Consider the following 18,015-nt stretch of genomic DNA (forward strand, 5'->3'; position numbering starts at 1 on the left):
TGAATTAACCTCCTAAATTCTCAATCCATGTATGTTGCGCGCCTGCTTCTTTAACTGCTTGAGCGACTTTTTTCGCTGTCGCATAATCTTTCACTAAAGTAATCACACTGCCGCCACGTCCGCTCCCTGTCAATTTTCCAGCTACTGCACCTGCTTGTTTCGCCACTTGCAGTAAACGGTCAATCTTCGGATGACTGACAGTCAATGTAGATAAGTATGTTTGACACTCATTAAAAATCTCTGCTAAAGATTCAAAGTTATGTGTATTAATCGCTTGATTTGCTTTATGCACCAGACGTCCAATGCGTTCTATAAACGCCATATTTTCTTGATTGTTTTTCACTAATTCATGCACATCGCTGACAGCTTCTTTGGTATTCCCTTTTATGCCTGTATCTAAAACGACCATATAACCTGCCACATTCAAAGTTTTTAAAGGCGTAAAGACACCTTCTTGGAACCAAGTCGGTTTATTAGAAACAATCGTTTGTGCATCAATGCCACTTGGTTTACCATGTGCGATCATTTCCGCCCAGTTTACATGTTCAATTAATGTTTCATCAGATAGCGGCTGATCCATAAAATCAAATGCTGCTCTCGTAAAAGCAACCGCTACTGCAGCACTAGAACCTAAACCTCTTGAAGGCGGTAATTGTGCATCAATTTTTATCATTACAGGTGATTCAATATGATTTTCTTCTTCGAATCTGCTGATTAAAGCATGTAAATGTTCAGGGGCATCTGCAATTTCACCTTCGAATACATCACTGATCATCGTTGACACTGCCAATTCTGGCATTTCTTCAATTGTTACTGTCACTTTTCCAGAAGAAAATGGCATCGCAATTGCAGGTTGACCAAATGTTACCGCATGTTCCCCTACTAATATTATTTTCCCATTAGATTCTCCGTAGCCTGTTCGTGTCATATCGCATCACCTTTAGCACTTTCCTAGTTTGTCATGGTATATCTATATTCCACCCTGTTTCTCTGCATGTTAAAACATCCAGTCACTCTCTTTATCTGGGTTGATAGAAAATGACAGGATTAAAAGATGCTGTCTGCGTCTTTTTGTCATTGATATATCCATAATTTATTTCCGACATTCTAATTTTTATCAATTAGCTTGTTCTCTTTTGATATATTTATTCAAACACCGTTTTATTATACCCTATTTTTTGCATTGTTTTATCATACCTAGGTTGTAAAATTAATACCTGATATTAAACTACTTCCCCATTTTACCGAAAATTGATGATGATTTAAACGATTTGTTCATATATCGGTCATAATTTTCACTTTCATGGGTAAATTATAAGAATATTTTTCAAGGCGCACAATATAAAAGGGATGCACCTAGCTTCTCAGCTATTTACATCCCTTTGTGCTTAATCGTCCATTTTAGCGTTGATTTTAGCATTACGTGCAATCATACGTTCGAAATATTTCTCAAAGCGTTCCCACTCTTCTTCACTGATAGGCTCCATATTCAATGTTCCACCTAAATCTTTGATGGCATAGAGTAGTTTAAACATCACATCTTGAACTGTCAGTTCATGTCCGAACAACGTTTCAAGCGAAGCCATACAAGATGGATCGATATCTGGATATTTAAATTTTGTTTCTTCGCCTTGTAGAGCTTTGTCATAGAAAGCCTTCATCATTTCAGCACGTTCTTCACCTGAACCTTCCACACATAAGTACACTTGAACGGCAATGCCGCCTCTGACTCTGCGTTGTGAAATACCCGCGAATTTCTTATCATTGATACTTAAATCAAATTTTCCCGGGCAATAGGAGCGTTCAATTTCTTTCGTTTCAATCGTTACATGTTCATCTTCGAACATTTTATTTACAACTAAATACATTAAATTAAATGCTTCATCAATGGAAATTTCTGTCTTTCCTTTAAAAATCAACGAAAAGTTTAAAATACCTTGATCTAATACAACACCTAATCCCCCAGAATTACGGACAATCACATTATAGCCGCGTTCATCGACTAAATAACGAATGCCTTCTTTCAGATGTGGCAGACGTGCATCATGTGTACCTAAAATAACGGTATGTTGATGAATCCAAGTGCGGACTACACTGCAAGATAAATCCTTGCCCACACTTTCTGAAAATGTGTCATCAAACGCAAAAGATTGCATAGGCGCAAACCCTGTTGAATGGTCTACATAGCGCCAATCTTTACCGTCAAAATAACGTTCAGCTAAATCCATTATTGTAATGTTTGCGCTGCAGTGATGATTGATAAGTTGTATACATCTTCAGTTGAGCAACCACGGCTTAAGTCGTTTACTGGAGAATTTAAACCTTGTAAAACAGGTCCGATTGCTTCATATCCGCCTAAACGTTGCGCAATTTTGTAACCGATGTTACCTGCTTCTAAGCTTGGGAATACGAATACATTTGCGTCACCTTTAATTTGTGCATCTGGTGCTTTTTTAGCCGCCACTTCTGGAACGATTGCTGCGTCGAATTGGAATTCACCATCGATAACAACGTCTTTTAAGCCTTCTGATTCAGCTTTTTCTTGTGCAGCTTTTGTTGCTTCCGCTACTTTTTCAACATCGTCTGATTTTGCTGAACCTTTTGTTGAGAAGCTTAATAATGCTACTTTAGGATCCATGCCGAAGCTTTTCGCTGTTTTTGCACTTTCTACCGCAATTTCAGCTAAGTCTGTTGCTTCTAATGTAGGGTTGATTGCACAATCACCGAAAACATATTGTTCTTCGCCTTTAATCATGAAGAACACACCTGATGTTTTCGCAACACCTGGTTTAGTTTTGATGATTTGTAGTGCTGGACGAACTGTATCGCCTGTTGAATGTGCAGCACCGCTGACTAGTCCTTCAGCTTTACCTGCATAAACAAGCATTGTACCGAAGTAGTTTAAATTGTTAAGCATATCTTCAGCTTGTTCTTTTGTCGCTTTGCCTTTACGACGTTCTACAAATGCGTCTACTAATTCTGGTTTCAAGTCGCTTGTTGAAGGTGTGATGATTTCAATACCTGAAATATCTAAACCTTTGTCTTTCGCTAATGCTTCAATTTTGTCTTGGTCACCTAATACAACAGGTGTTACGAAATCTGAAGCTTGTAATTTTGTTGCTGCAGTCAATACACGTTCGTCTTCACCTTCAGGTAATACAATACGTACATTCTTTCCTGAAAGTTTGTCTTTCAATACATCTAATAAACTAGGCATAATATCCTCCTTGAAAATCTCGCTTTTTAATATTTTTTCATCCATAATTATACGCCATTTACGAAGTAATTTCCACGTTCCGACCTTTAATCGATTTGTATGCTTTGTCTCTGTCTTTATGATAAAATTTGAATTGAATTAAAAGATATTTCAAAAGGAGCGATATTAATGAGTCAAGCAGCAGAAACATTAGATGGTTGGTACAGCCTCCATTTATTATATGCAATCGATTGGCCGACATTACGTCTTGTACCTAATGAAGACCGTCAAGAAATTGTCAAAGAATTCCAAGATTTCTTAGAAAAATTAGGTTCAGTACGTGAGCATCATAACGGTGACCATGTACTTTATAACGTAACAGGTCAAAAAGCTGACATTTTACTTTGGGTATTACGTCCTGAAATGCAAGAATTGAATGCAATAGAACTAGCATTGAACAAATTACGTATCGCAGATTACTTAATCCCGACATACTCATATGTTTCTGTCATTGAATTAAGTAACTATCTTGCTGGAAAATCAGACGAAGACCCATATGAGAACCCTCATGTAAAAGCACGTCTTTACCCTGAATTACCAGAAAAAGAATATATTTGCTTCTACCCAATGAATAAACGTCGTAACGAAACATATAACTGGTACATGCTTTCAATGGAAGAACGTCAAAAATTGATGTATGACCACGGTATGATCGGACGTAAATATGCAGGTAAAATCAAACAATTCATCACAGGATCAGTCGGCTTTGATGATTACGAATGGGGCGTTACACTATTCTCTGATGATGTACTGCAATTCAAAAAAATCGTTTATGAAATGCGTTTCGATGAAACAACAGCACGTTATGGAGAATTCGGTAGCTTCTTTATCGGCCATAGATTACCTGAAGACAGTCTAGAAAAATTCTTCAGTATTTAAATAACGCTACACAAAATAATATAACGAAACTAAGGGACTGATATCGATATCAGTCCCTTCTTTCATATATAAATAGCACCTGCTCTAAAATCAAAGAACAGGTGCATCTCTATGTATAAACTCCTCCAAGGGCTACAAGATAACGTACGCTATTAAGATGGAAGAGAACTCTACAACGCCCCTCTCGCTGTAAGTTCTCTTCAAGTAATCTATAGTAATGGTGTTATTCATTAATTAAAGCAGAAGACTAGACCAGCATTAAGAATTGAACGACACCTATGTACCACATGTACGCTGTCGACACAGCCTGTACGTTAGCGGCACGTTCTTCTCGGCATCATCCACTCTTAATGTCGGTAGCTTCTGCCGTCTAAGCGTACACATGTATGGCTTGAAATACAGTGCCGCTCATCCCTCGTGTAGTGTCCTTGGAGAACTCTGCCACTACTTGTTTAGCTGGTTAACTGATAAGCAGCCACTGTCGCTACTCAGTTAACATGCTTTAACAGCTAACCACTATAACTTTAACTGTTTTGAAATATTTGAAACATTAGATATAGTATGCAAGCATATTATGATACCTAATTAGAAATTATACACATAATATTTTACATTTATCATTTATTGTTTATATATATCATTTTAACCTCTTTCCACTCTCCTATGTCACTGTTCTTGAAAAAAGTTTACATAATCGAAACGAAATCTTAGGTTGTTTCTCTATGTATTTTCCGACATAATAGGTATACTAATTGAATTTTCTAAAAAGTTTAATATTACATATACAACAAAGGAAAATGAGTGATGTTATGGAACTAGATAATAGAATAAGTTATATAGAAGATACCCCGAAAGAACGCCTTGCGAAAGATACTATCATGTTAGCAGGACGTATTTTATTAGAGTCCGGCGCTGAAGGCACACGTGTAGAGGGAACAATGACACGTATTGCCGAAACACTTGGTTTTTACGAAAGCAACAGCTTCGTCACAAATACAGTTATCAATTTTTTATTAGATAATCAAACGACACCACGCATGTATCGTATTGAGTCACGTGATACCAATCTAATCAAAATTTCACAGACAAACTCTGTTTCTCGTAAGCTTTCGGCAGGAAAAATTGACCTAGAAGAAGCCTATGAGACTTTAAAAAGGATTTATGATGCCAAACAAACCCATGATTTAATTTATAAAGGCATCGCAGCCGCAATTATTTCAATCAGCTTCTTATATTTACAGACTGGTAATTTTGTAGATATTGTTGCTACTATTTTTGCTGGAAGCTTGGGTTATTTGTTAGTCGAAATGTTATATCGTGCGAACTTAAAAACTTTATTTATCCCAGAGTTTTTAGGCTCTGTTGTCATTGGAGGCATTGCGATACTCGGTCATAACTTAGTACCAGACGGATCGCTTTCTGCGATTATCATCGCGGCCGTCATGCCGATTGTACCTGGAGTATTGATTACGAATGCAATTCAAGATTTATTCGGCGGTCATATGATGATGTTTACACCCAAATCTTTAGAAGCATTAGTGACTTCATTCGGCATAGGCGCCGGTGTCGGCACAATGCTATTAATATTTTAGGAGGGTGATGACAAGATGCTATTTTGGATTTCACATTTTTTCTTTAGTTATATTGCGTCACTGTTCTTCTGTATTATATTCGATGCGCCAAAACGCATGTACTTTTATGCAGGTTTTGTAGGTGCATGTGGTTGGACGGTCTATATTATTTTATATTCCGGACTCCATATCCATACTATTTACGCCTCTTTCTTTTCAAGTCTCACACTCGGCTTAATCAGTCATATTATGGCACGTTTAAAGAAAGAACCTGTCATTATTTTTATGATTCCTGGTATTATTCCTTTAGTACCTGGAGGATTAGCCTTTGATACAACCAAAAGCTTGATTATATTACAATTTAGCAAAGCTGTTCCAACTATGCTTGAGGTTACATTAATTGCTGGCGCTATCGCAATGGGCTTACTGTTTGCCGATCAGATTGCACGCTTAGTCATTACCAGCAAAAGCAAGCTAGCGCCTAAAACAAAACACTAATCTATCACAACCCCTTATAAAAGCTATTGTGAAATGTGCTTTATAAGGGGTTGTTTCTACGTCTCTCCCACTTCAAAATAATTAATTTAAGTATCAAAACAAACTTGTTCTACATAAAAATAATATAAAAGCGCTTGCATTGAATTATCTGAAAATTTAAAATGTAAATAAAGGTATACATAACATCAGGAAGAAGGATAACATCATGAAAAAGTTCAAACTTGTTTTTAAAGGTTCGCTTTCTGAGAAGAAATTTCTAGAACAGAAAAAAGCAGAAGGTTATTATTTAACAGGTGTCATTAATGGTGTTTATACATTTAAGCACAATCCGAAAGTTAAAGACACTCAGCTTCAAACGCACTTTATAGAAACTAAGCATCTTAAAAATGAACATAACATTAAAGACACTTCTCCATTCTTTGCGATTATTACTAAAAAGCTCGACTTATCTCGATACGCCATTGTCTATACGTATTTAAAAGATAAAGACAACCCGATTTATAACAGTACGGATACTCGAATGACAGAGAATCTTTATTTAAAACATCTTCAAAATATATTCTTAGGCATCACCATGGCCATCATGTTTATATGCCTTGGTTTATGGATGTATTTGATTCAACAAAGCTATAAAAATTCTATAGCTGCTGTACCGTTAAAGTTTATGTTGCTCATTTTATTAGGATTATTCATACTCACATTTATCATCAACTATCGTATTAAAACGACTTGTCCGACTCAAGTAGATGCAATTTATCTCAGCTATTCAGTATCTATACAATCAATGGATGGAAAGCCTGATATTCAACCCCTGCAACATTTAGGGGCTTGGCGTTTTGTGACTGAGAAAAACGGAAAATATTATTATAATTTATATAGTAAACACCCAAAAGACGTACTTATCAACACCTTAAGCCACACCCTAAATATTCAACCAGATCACATTTTTGTATATTCACAATGGGACTTATTCCCTGTCTATATGCATTTCTAGACACTTAACATCATGAAGGAAGTAACATCATGAATTGGAAGCACGTTCAATATTTTTAATTACGCTTATTATTATTCTAATATGCGGGGGCTATTTGATAATAACCAACTACTTATCACATAGTCCTGCATTACTAGACAAAAATAACTGTATCGATTTACTAGAGTATGGTGTCATTACTTTTATTGTCTTATATTTGATTCAAATCAGAAAGGCAAAGAAACATAACTAAAACCATAAAATAAATACGCATACTTTCATCGTTTAGAAGGTATGCGTATTTATTTTACTTATCTTTCGACTTAAATCGTTTCATAACGATATTAAATACCATTACACAAGCTGCTCCAAGTATCAATGGGATAGGCTCAAAGATATCCAGCTTATAGTTCACCGCAAGTATTACTCCAATTATTACAGTGATTACAACTAATTTTGTGATATTCATGGTGTCACCTCACTATTTCTTCAGACAAAATAGTGCCTTTCTTTTCAGTCTTAAAATAACGACATCAAACTACATATTCATACATATTATAATATAAAAATCGCCGTTATCCCTTTTTACTACTGAGGAAATAACGGCGATTGATTATTCATCTGATTTTGAGTTTTTAAAACGATTCTTCACAAAATAGATAATCGCAATAATAAGTAAAATAACTAAGACAATAAGTACGATATTTGAGAAAGAATCAAATGCGGCTGAAATTTTCGGCCATGCTTCTCCAGCTTGTTGACCTAAAATTACGAGCACTGTATTCCATATTAATGTACCAAGTGTGGTAAGTATAATAAACGATGTTAAAGGCATATTGGTCGTTCCTGCTGGTATAGAGATCAAACTTCTAATGACAGGAATAAATCGCGCAAAGAAAACAATCTTTTTACCGTGATTATCGAACCAGTCATCTGCCTTTTCGATATCACTCGCTTTAAAACGCAGAATTTTTCCAGTTTTACCATTCGCTAATTTCTGCAAACGTTCTGTAGATAATAAACGACCAACAAAGTAAAGTACAATTGCTCCGAATACAGAACCTAGTGTCGCCGCAATAATGACACCTACGATATTCATATCAGAATGTAACGTCAAGAAACCGCTGAAAGTTAAAATCAATTCTGATGGAATGGGTGGAAAAATGTTTTCTAATGCGATTAACAAGAATACACCGAGGTAACCAAATTGATCGATAAACTGCTCGACCATCTTTTCCATATCGTTCCTCCTAAGTGGATTTTCAACAAATACCATGGAATCTCCATTTTATTTGTTTTTAATAACTTATATTATTCCTTTAGTTAATGCAAGTAATTATGCGTGATTATAGTACAGTTGTATCTTTTAAAACTTATGATTTCATAAGAAAAGAGCGATGAACCTCTAATTAGATCATCGCTCTTAATATATAATTTATGCTTTTGTTTGAGTAGGTTCAGAGTCTGGTTCATCTAAGATTTCATCCACTTTTTGTTGACTTGTATCTAAGATTAGTCGACTCAGTTCGTCTTTATCCATATTTTTTAATTTTGGATAACGTACAACGAAGAATGCTAAGCCTAGAACTAACCATACAATCAACGCAATATAAGATGGTGTTGATAATGCGGCTGGTGATCCTGGGATTAAGAGTAATCCTAAGAAAATAAACGCAAAGATTGAACCGACAATCGCAAACGTTTTATAAATCGGTGCGTAAGTATTACTTTCTTTATTATAACTGAATAATTTCGTTGCTGATAAACATGTCACAAGATATGCGACAGATACACCTGTTGAAGACATATCTACAATCCATGTCAATGCAGTACGTCCTAACCAAGGTGCAATTAATGTTAAAGCACCTAAGAATAAGATTGCGACATATGGTGTCTTAAATCTTGGGTGGATTTTACTGAATACACCAGGCATAATACCTGAACGTCCCATTGAGAATAACAAACGACTTGAACTCATTAAGAAACCATTAAGTCCTGTGAAAATCCCCATAGTAATTGCTACAGCTAAGACAAATAAACCAATATAGCCAAAGGATTGTTGTGTCACAGCACCTGTTACCCATAAGTCGCTGTTTTCTGCGCCACGGCTGCTTAACCAGCCCGTATATAAAATCATTAAAACGTATGTCCCAGCTGCCGCAAGCAAGCTATAAACAATCAATTTAAATGTTTTATTCGGCGCAAAGTCGAATTCTTCCGCGGTTTGTGGAATATTATCAAATCCGACATACGCCCAAGGTGCAACAGCTACAATCATAATAATTGATGTAAACCATCCTTTTTTCTCCTCAGCTAAAGGTTGTAAGTTGCTCAATGAGAAACCACTACCGAAAAATGATCCGAAAAACATTAATAAAACAACGACTACCATTGCGATACAGAAGTAGTACTGCAGACTACCTGAAACTTGTGCACCACGAATGGTAATAAATGTAAAGAGTAAAAGTAAAGCTGTTGCGATAATAATTTCGGTGATGTAAACATCCCATCCAGCGATGGTATATAGCTTACCGTGTTCAAGTACGCCCGGCATCATAAACTTCAAGAGTAAGCTAAACGCGGTGGCATTCAATGCGACCACACAAATATAACCGAATGTCAGGAACCATGATGAGAAGAAGCTGACATACCTCCCGAAGCTTAAATAACTGAACGCAAATGCACCCCCAGATACTGGGAAGTGTTTCACTAATGCGCCATAACTCACGCCAATAATAATCATTAGTAATGCACCAATTGTAATCCCGATTGCTGCTGCGATAGAACCAGATTGACTGATCCAGTCCCCTGGTAAAATAAATGACCCCCAACCTATACATGAACCATAGGCAATGGCCCATACAAATTTCTCAGATAGGTTTTGTTGTAAATCTCCTCGGTCTACTTTTTTATGGTGTCTTTTCTCTATTTTTCCCATAATAAAAATTCACCTCATTCGATACATTATACCCTGTGAGGTGAATTTTTGAACCGTTTATTTATTTATTTTTTTAATTTTAGTGTTTGTACGAGTAAAGTTACCCAAGAAGCGATAAATAACACTCCGCCGATTGGTGTAATTGCACCTAACGGTTTAATTTGTGTTAATGATAAAGTGTATAATGAGCCACTGAAGATAACAATACCGCCAAGCATCATCCAGCCTGCAGCTTTTAAGTTCAATTTAGTTGTACCGCTTAAGATACCAATACCGATTAAACCTAAGCTGTGATACATTTCATATGTTGTTGCTTTGTTCCACACATCTAAATAATGCGGTGATAATTTATCTGCTAATGCGTGTGCACCAAACGCACCAGTCGCAACTGAAAGTGCTGCACACCCAGCGCCAATTGCTACGAACGTTTTCATCGTTTTAAAGTTCATATAAAGTCTCTCCTTTGTCATTAAAAGTCAAAAATAGAATCGCCATTTCCTAATTCGTCATCAGTTACCATTTTATTAGAGTTCCCCGGTGGTGTCGATAAATTCGATGAGTTCTGTTGCGATGACACTTTCCCGCCCATCGCTTTAATTTCTGCCGCTGATACTTGTGAATGTGAACTTGTCGTATAACTTGGAGACGTCACTGAAGGCGCTTGCTGATACGTCATACTTGTTTGTTTTGATGAACGTGCAGGCACGTCACTTGAATCACTATCTGTATACAGTGAAGTCAGTGTATGAATCGCATACATATGCTTGCTGAATTCCGCTTCACTCGCCGCTTCATCCGCTTGTACTAATTCACGTTCAATTAACGCAATTAACTTCTCTTTATTCATCCATAGCCTCCTCACCACACCAATTTATTGGTGTTTGATGATGTGCTTCTAAATAAGCATTCGCTTGAGAATACGGCTTAGATCCAAAGAAACCGCGATACGCTGATAATGGACTTGGATGTACTGACTTAATCACATCATGTTTAGACGTATCTATTAACTTCTCTTTTTGTTGTGCAGGTTTACCCCACAAAATAAAGACCACATGGTCACGCTGTTCAGAAACGGTTTTAATAATCTCATCCGTAAAGATTTCCCAACCGATACTACGGTGTGAATGAGCTTCACCTTTACGCACAGTTAAGACAGTATTTAATAATAACACGCCTTCTTTCGCCCAATCTTGCAAGTGAGATACTGTTCTCTTGCAGCCGATATCATCTTCTAGTTCTTTATACATATTGCGTAAAGAAGGTGGAAACTTTCCTTCTGGCTGAACAGAGAATGCTAGTCCATGCGCTTGTTTAGGGCCGTGATATGGGTCTTGGCCTAAGATAACGACCTTCACTTTATCAAAAGGCGTTAAATCAAACGCTTGATATATATTTTCTCTATCAGGATAAACTATTTTTGTCGTATATTCTTTTTCTAAAAAATCATGCATTGCTTTGAAATCATGACGACTTGTTATATCATGAAATACTTCAGACCACTCCATGGTATCACCTCAAAACTATGATAACACACGATATATCAAAAAGTTCAATCCACCCTTGTAAACATGTTATTATAGAGTAAAAGAAACGTTAGGGAGTGTATGAACATATGGCATTGAAAAAAGTATTAACAATTGCAGGCTCAGATACAAGTGCAGGAGCTGGCATGCAAGCAGATTTAAAAACATTCCAAGAATTAGACACTTATGGAATGGTTGCTTTAGCAGCAATCGTGACAATGGACAAAGAAACATGGTCACACGATGTAACACCAATTCCTTTCGACGTATTTAACAAACAATTAGAAACAGCAATCTCTATTGGACCAGACGCTGTCAAAACAGGTATGTTAGGTACTGAAGAAGTCATCAAACGTGCAGGAGAAGCATTTGAAGAGTCAGGTGCGAAATACTTCGTTGTTGACCCAGTTATGGTTTGTAAAGGTGAAGATGAAGTACTCAACCCAGGTAATACAGATGCAATGATTAAATATCTATTACCTAAAGCAACAGTTACAACACCTAACCTATTTGAAGCTGGTCAGTTATCTGGATTAGGCACATTAAAATCTATCGACGATATGAAAAAGGCAGCTAAAATCATTTATGATCAAGGTGCACAAAATGTAGTCATCAAAGGTGGTAAAGCATTAGATCAAGAAAAATCTTATGACTTATACTACGACGGCGATAAATTCTATCAATTAACAACAGATATGTTCCAACAAAGTTATAACCATGGTGCTGGTTGTACGTTCGCAGCAGCCACAACTGCTAACCTAGCAAACGGCCAATCACCTAAAGATGCAGTTGTTAACGCAAAAGCATTCGTCGCATCTGCAATTAAAAATGGTTGGAAAATGAACGACTTCGTAGGTCCTGTAGACCACGGTGCTTATAACCGTATCGAAAAAATCGATGTAGACGTTCAAGAAGTTTAATCTAATAATCAATAAAATGAATGTCAGAATATAAATGTTCCAATATTCAAAAGGACGATTTTCGCAAAATGAAAATCGTCCTTTTACTATTTAATAAACCTTCTAATACACGTTTGTGTTTCAAAGCCAAGGAAAATCTAGATCTTTTCTTTGGCTATATTATTTGGATGAATCCAATTGGTACTATTCATATAAATACACACCTAGTTATACTTCCACTTTGAAATCAGTAACATTTGGAATCTTAAGTTCTGGGTGCGCTTGCAGATAATCAATAATCAGTTGTGCTCCTTCAGTTTAAATATCTTCAACAATTTTATCCGCACTGAACATCGGATAATTCCCCCCGCCTACTGCACGATAGTTATTTAAGACAACCTTATAAGTCTCTTTCATATGGATTGGATTCCCTTGATAATCTAATTGCACGACACGTGAACCGACAGGGTTGCTGACTTTAATGGTATAACTGATACCTGAGTAAATATCATAATTGTAATGTTGCGGCTTAGGATAAATGAATTCTGGGTTCACAGTGACTTGGTCATCCTCGACAGAAAAATATTCTGCGGTTAATTCAATCGCATCTTTAATATCCTCTCCTGTCAGTTCAAGTACATTGAACGTATTAGGAAATGGATAATTATTTAAGACATCCCGCATAGTCACTTCGTTTCCGAATCCACTAGACAAATCAAACAACGCAGATGCTGCAATATCAGCACCGCTCACATCCATTAAGATGTAATTTAAGAAATTAATGTAAGGATGCGGTGTTGTGCGGGCGACAAATGCATCATCTACAATCATCGTCTCCTCTAATCGCGCAATCGGCACATCTAGCCAAGCATCCACTTCCGCATCAAATGCGGCCATTTTTTGTGCGAATTCAGGATCTGTATCAGAAGCTGGTGTTATTGTTTCATTACTAAGCAGACTGACTTCCGCATTTTGTATTTTGCCTCTTTCAACGTCTAAGATGATTCTTCCTACCTTCTCACCTTTCGCACCGGGCTGGATGACTGGGATATCATAAACAGTTTCCGCAATTTCACGATGTTGATGTCCTGTGATGAGTAAGTCAATATCTTGATGGAACTGCTTCAACATCGCATAACCTTCGTTTTCTCCTGTCAGGTCTTCCGTCGGTTCGCCTGTTGTTAAATCACATTCAAAACCACCGTGATAACAAACCGCAATGATATCCGCATGTGCTTTCACTTCTGGCAGCCAACGTTCTAAAGCGGTTGCTGCGCTTTCGAAGGTAAGACCTTCAATATGTGCTGCTTGTTCCCAATGAGGAATATATTGTGTTGTTAATCCGATGATTCCGATAATCAACCCGCCGCGTTCAATATAGCGTACACCGTGGCCTGTGAACGATTCGCCATCTTTTAAAATATTAGCAGACAGTACAGGATAATTGAGTGCCTCTAGTGTCTGGTTTAAATACGACATACCGAAGTTGAATTCATGGTTGCCGATCACACCTGCATCGAATTTGAAATGGTTATAAATATACGCTAATTGTTTTGCTGAACCAAGTTCTTTGGCTAGATAATGACCCAGCGGAGAACCTTGTAAGAAGTCACCGTTGTCAATGAGAACGTGAAGCGGGTAATTGACTTTATCCTGATTGATGAGTTGTTCCGCATGTAATAAACCCATCGGCAATTGTTGTTGTCTTTCTTGATAATTCGTCGGGAAAATATATCCATGCACATCACTGACGATGTAAAAAGCTATCTGTGTCACTGTGATTCCTCCTGAAATACGTTAATTGATTTGAATAGGTTGTGTCTTAATCGTTGTATCGCCTTGTTTTAACCTTACATTTGCGTCACCTTTAAAATCAGAAGCTGTTTTACCTTCGAATGTTAATACAGCATTGCCTTGACTACCTGTTTTCACTTGTTGCGGTGTACTGTAACCTGGCGTTGTATTTTCTCCAAATATACCTAATTGTTGACCGCCTTCTGCATAAATACCTAGACGTATATTAGAGAGTGTTTGATTTTTCGGTTGATGCTTTAATGTTACTTTAACTGAAAATGTACTGCCCACCTCTAAATTACTTGGTAATTCGAAAGACACCCCGCTGCTGTTTAATTTCGTATTAGATGTGTTGCCATCCGGCTCTTGATTGTCTTCTGGTTGTTCTGGTTTTACAGTATCATCCTTATTTTCTTTTGCACCAAAGCTGCCTGCCGCAAAAGTAGAACGGTCATACCACTTATAATGGCTTGGTGGTGTATTCCAAGGCTCTTGTTGCGGTTCTGTAGAATTTTCAGGTTGCTCGAAATCTTTTAGTGCAGTGGCTTTATCTTTTGAAACACCTAATCCTGTAATTGAATCTGCATTTTCTGATTTACCTAACCATGTCGTAAGATTTTTAAGCAATTGTGCGTTGTCTGCTTCTTTAAACCCATCATATGTCTTCTTAGCTTGACCGTTATCTTCACGTTTATATTTAGGAGAACTATCTTCTACTAATGAAGAATCTCCAATAAAGGCTGCTTTACCTTTTCCGACTTTTGAAACCGCAATATAAGGTCCCTCTGCTTGACCGCCGCCATTATAAACACCTTCGTCTACCGCATGTCCCCATTTCTGCTTAGCAGTCAGACCCTCAGGTGTGAAAACAATTCCTTTAGCTTTATCAGGATTTGTAATCGCAAGTGTAGAACCTGCATGCATTGTGACACTTTTGACATTGTCTGTGATTCCTAAACCTTCTTTCCCTTGTAACATATGAGAGGTTGTTAAATTATTTAAAGCGTTATATCTAAAGCGTACGCCAAATGTTTGTGCTAACCAGTCTGTACTTTGAACATCTTGCATCGCTTTAGATTTACGTTCCCCGTCCGTCATACCTTTTGTCATATCTGAATATGCGCCTCTGCGATAACCATTCATCGCTTCTGATGAATCAATTCGGTTTAAGTTGCGATCGGCGTTATAGTGATCAGAAATAAATAGAATACTGCCTCCTTGTTGTATGAAATCAGTCATTGCTTTTTGTTCTGAGGTTTTAAAAGGAATGTTTGCTTCTGGAATAACCAATATCTTTTTACCTTTTAAGGCTTGTGGTGTGATATTAGATTCCCCGCGCAGTTCTGTCACCTTATACCCTTGTTGCGTAATACTGTTTGCATAATCTGAGAAGCCGCCATCAATCGTCCAATCTGCTGCTCCCGCAGTTTGCCCGTGTGAATTATCAAATACTACTTCTCCTTTTTGGTTCGTACTGATAGTCGGTGCTGCTTGTGCAGCATTTAAGTATGTATCAATTGGAACAGTAGTGATGGAAATTGTAGAAATAGCTAAAGCTGCAAAAAATTTGTTTAATTTTCTCACTTTTAAAATACCTCCAAATGTAAATTCTGTCTTTATTATAGAACCTGTCATAGTTTAGAGACATAAGATGAACGCAAATTTACAATAACTAAATTTAGATTTAACAATATTAAACTAAAGAATTGATTATATTAAATATTTACCTAAACTTAACAATTAATATATTGTATCATATTTACACCGTGTATATAATGAACCTGTATCAAATTTTATACATATGGAAGGGGTTAACAACGTAATGAAAGCACGTTCATCTTTTAAGGCATTACTTATTTTGGTGATGACAGTTATTTTATTTGTTTCAGCATGTGGAAAAGGAAGTTCATTAGACAACAAGAAAGAAAGCGACAGTAAAGGCGGAGATTACAAACCTAAAGAATTAACTGTACAGTTTGTACCTTCACAAAACGCGGATAAGTTAGAAGCGAAAGCGAAACCTTTAGAAAAATTATTATCAAAAGAATTAGGCATCCCAGTAAAAGTTTCTGTTTCTACAAACTACAACACAATTGTAGAAGCGATGAAATCTAAAAAAGTAGATGTTGGTTTCTTACCTCCTACTGCATATACATTAGCGCATGATCAAAAAGCTGCTGATGTATTACTACAAGCACAACGTTTCGGTGTAAACAAAGATGGTTCTGATTCTAAAGAATTAACAGACAAATACAAATCAGAAATTTTAGTGAAAAAGGATTCAGGCATTAACAGCGTGAAAGATTTAAAAGGTAAGAAAATCGCATTACAAGATGTTACTTCTACAGCAGGTTATACATTCCCTGCCGTTGAAATGGATAAAGAAGGCGTGAACGTCCTTAAAGATATGAAAGTCGTTAACATGAAAGGTCATGATCAAGCGATTATCTCATTGATGAATGGCGATGTAGATGCGGCTGCTGTATTCCAAGATGCACGTAAAATTGTGAAAAAAGATGAACCTAATGTCTACAAAGATACAAAAGTATTGAAATTAACAAAAGACATTCCAAATGACACGATTTCAATACGTAGCGACATGGATCAAAAATGGAGAGACAAATTGAAAAAAGCCTTTAAAGATATTGCTAAAACAAAAGAAGGACATCAAGTGATCAGTGATGTTTATTCACACGAAGGCTATACAGACAGTAAAGATTCTAACTTCGATACAGTAAGAGAGTACGACAAAAAAGTTAAAGAAATGAAATAATTCAAGTTAAGAAAAACTGACTGAACCTAAGCGTATCTCAGCAAGATTGAACTCTGTTAGCAAGTATGTGCAGAAGTTAATCTTTTGAGTACGCTTATGTTTTTATCTCGATACTTAATTTAGAAAGGACTACTATTATGAGTCAGATTGAATTCAGAGATGTAAGTAAAGTATATGATAATGGCCATGTCGGTTTAGACCATATCAACTTAAATATTGAAAAAGGTGATTTTGCGGTTATCGTCGGACTATCGGGTGCTGGTAAATCAACCTTATTACGGTCGATTAACCGTCTGCATGATATTACCGAAGGCGATATTGTGATTGATGGAACATCCATCTCCAAAGCATCAGGTAAGAAATTATTAGAAATGCGTCGTAATATCGGCATGATTTTCCAAAACTTTAATTTGGTGAAACGTTCTTCTGTAATGCGTAATGTGCTGAGTGGCAGAGTCGGCTATCACTCTACTTGGAAAATGGTCTTAGGCCTTTTCCCTAAAGAAGATAAAATCAAAGCATTAGAGGCTTTAGACCGTGTAAACATTTTAGATAAATATAAATCACGTTCAGATGAATTATCAGGTGGTCAACAACAGCGTATTTCTATTGCTCGTGCACTCTGCCAAGAACCTTCTATTATTCTGGCAGATGAGCCTGTGGCTTCTTTAGACCCCTTAACCACTAAACAAGTCATGGATGATTTGAAACGTATTAATGAAGAATTAGGAATCACCATCATCATTAACTTGCACTTTGTGGACTTAGCACGCGAATATGGCACACGTATTATTGGCTTACGTGACGGTAAATTAGTCTTTGACGGTCCAGTCGATGAAGCAACAGATGAAGCATTCAATAAAATTTATGGACGTTCGATTAATGATGATGAGAAGTTAGGGGTAAATTAA

16 protein-coding genes and 1 pseudogene are annotated in these 18,015 nt (G+C 36.8%); 7 read left to right on the plus strand and 10 right to left on the minus strand.

The window, feature by feature from the left end:
• Nucleotides 1-4: 4 nt before the first annotated feature.
• The 3 genes from mvk to pta form a co-directional block, all read right to left on the minus strand.
• A complete protein-coding gene (mvk, locus tag HMPREF2603_RS03915) occupies nt 5-928 on the minus strand; it encodes a mevalonate kinase (protein WP_002481383.1) in 924 nt (307 codons plus the stop codon).
• Nucleotides 929-1,388: 460 nt separating this feature from the next.
• Nucleotides 1,389-2,228 (minus strand): lipoate--protein ligase family protein, encoded by an 840-nt coding sequence (locus HMPREF2603_RS03920; protein WP_002481382.1) that lies wholly within the window; start codon nt 2,226-2,228, stop codon nt 1,389-1,391.
• Nucleotides 2,228-3,217 (minus strand): phosphate acetyltransferase, encoded by a 990-nt coding sequence (gene pta, locus HMPREF2603_RS03925; protein WP_060803734.1) that lies wholly within the window; start codon nt 3,215-3,217, stop codon nt 2,228-2,230. Before pta ends, HMPREF2603_RS03920 begins: the two co-directional genes overlap by 1 nt.
• 168 nt (nt 3,218-3,385) lie before the next feature.
• On the opposite strand from pta, the gene hemQ reads away from it, so the two are divergent.
• The 4 genes from hemQ to HMPREF2603_RS03945 all read left to right on the plus strand — a co-directional run bounded on the left by hemQ (nt 3,386) and on the right by HMPREF2603_RS03945 (nt 7,198).
• Nucleotides 3,386-4,135 (plus strand): hydrogen peroxide-dependent heme synthase, encoded by a 750-nt coding sequence (hemQ, locus tag HMPREF2603_RS03930; protein WP_023015472.1) that lies wholly within the window; start codon nt 3,386-3,388, stop codon nt 4,133-4,135.
• Between the two features lie 809 nt (nt 4,136-4,944).
• Entirely contained in the window at nt 4,945-5,727 is a 783-nt protein-coding gene (locus HMPREF2603_RS03935; protein WP_070501941.1) for a threonine/serine exporter family protein, read from the plus strand.
• Nucleotides 5,728-5,742: 15 nt separating this feature from the next.
• Nucleotides 5,743-6,204, plus strand: a complete 462-nt coding sequence (locus HMPREF2603_RS03940; protein ID WP_060803735.1) for a threonine/serine exporter family protein — start codon at nt 5,743-5,745, stop codon at nt 6,202-6,204.
• A gap of 205 nt (nt 6,205-6,409) precedes the next feature.
• Nucleotides 6,410-7,198, plus strand: coding sequence for a hypothetical protein (locus HMPREF2603_RS03945; protein ID WP_060803736.1), 789 nt, complete (start codon nt 6,410-6,412; stop codon nt 7,196-7,198).
• Between the two features lie 592 nt (nt 7,199-7,790).
• Here the strand turns inward: HMPREF2603_RS03945 and HMPREF2603_RS03950 are convergent.
• The 5 genes from HMPREF2603_RS03950 to HMPREF2603_RS03970 form a co-directional block, all read right to left on the minus strand.
• Nucleotides 7,791-8,417, minus strand: a complete 627-nt coding sequence (locus HMPREF2603_RS03950; RefSeq protein ID WP_023015475.1) for a DedA family protein — start codon at nt 8,415-8,417, stop codon at nt 7,791-7,793.
• A 195-nt stretch (nt 8,418-8,612) separates the two neighbouring features.
• The gene (locus HMPREF2603_RS03955; protein WP_002481373.1) at nt 8,613-10,115 is read right to left on the minus strand and encodes an APC family permease; all 1,503 of its coding nucleotides are present in this window, start codon (nt 10,113-10,115) and stop codon (nt 8,613-8,615) included.
• A gap of 65 nt (nt 10,116-10,180) precedes the next feature.
• Nucleotides 10,181-10,564 carry a DUF423 domain-containing protein gene (locus HMPREF2603_RS03960; protein WP_002481372.1) on the minus strand — a complete coding sequence of 128 codons (384 nt, stop codon included), beginning with the start codon at nt 10,562-10,564 and terminating at the stop codon, nt 10,181-10,183.
• A gap of 20 nt (nt 10,565-10,584) precedes the next feature.
• The gene (locus HMPREF2603_RS03965; RefSeq protein ID WP_002481371.1) at nt 10,585-10,962 is read right to left on the minus strand and encodes a DUF5327 family protein; all 378 of its coding nucleotides are present in this window, start codon (nt 10,960-10,962) and stop codon (nt 10,585-10,587) included.
• Complete coding sequence (locus tag HMPREF2603_RS03970) at nt 10,955-11,620, minus strand: uracil-DNA glycosylase (protein ID WP_060803737.1); 666 nt, start codon at nt 11,618-11,620, stop codon at nt 10,955-10,957. Before HMPREF2603_RS03970 ends, HMPREF2603_RS03965 begins: the two co-directional genes overlap by 8 nt.
• Nucleotides 11,621-11,727: 107 nt before the next feature.
• Here HMPREF2603_RS03970 and thiD point away from each other — a divergent pair, with 107 nt between their 5' ends.
• Nucleotides 11,728-12,558: a bifunctional hydroxymethylpyrimidine kinase/phosphomethylpyrimidine kinase gene (gene thiD / locus HMPREF2603_RS03975; RefSeq protein ID WP_023015477.1), complete on the plus strand. Its 831-nt coding sequence runs from the start codon at nt 11,728-11,730 to the stop codon at nt 12,556-12,558.
• Nucleotides 12,559-12,765: 207 nt separating this feature from the next.
• Here the strand turns inward: thiD and HMPREF2603_RS03980 are convergent.
• Both HMPREF2603_RS03980 and HMPREF2603_RS03985 read right to left on the minus strand, forming a co-directional pair.
• Nucleotides 12,766-14,313: pseudogene (locus HMPREF2603_RS03980) on the minus strand (bifunctional metallophosphatase/5'-nucleotidase).
• 21 nt (nt 14,314-14,334) lie between these two features.
• Complete coding sequence (locus tag HMPREF2603_RS03985) at nt 14,335-15,915, minus strand: hypothetical protein (protein WP_060803739.1); 1,581 nt, start codon at nt 15,913-15,915, stop codon at nt 14,335-14,337.
• Between the two features lie 238 nt (nt 15,916-16,153).
• Between HMPREF2603_RS03985 and HMPREF2603_RS03990 the strand changes: the two genes are divergently transcribed.
• Both HMPREF2603_RS03990 and phnC read left to right on the plus strand, forming a co-directional pair.
• Entirely contained in the window at nt 16,154-17,104 is a 951-nt protein-coding gene (locus tag HMPREF2603_RS03990) for a phosphate/phosphite/phosphonate ABC transporter substrate-binding protein (RefSeq protein WP_060803740.1), read from the plus strand.
• Between the two features lie 137 nt (nt 17,105-17,241).
• Complete coding sequence (gene phnC / locus HMPREF2603_RS03995; protein ID WP_060803741.1) at nt 17,242-18,015, plus strand: phosphonate ABC transporter ATP-binding protein; 774 nt, start codon at nt 17,242-17,244, stop codon at nt 18,013-18,015.

This window comes from Staphylococcus sp. HMSC055C03, assembly GCF_001809385.1.
In the GTDB taxonomy this organism is placed as follows: domain Bacteria; phylum Bacillota; class Bacilli; order Staphylococcales; family Staphylococcaceae; genus Staphylococcus; species Staphylococcus simulans.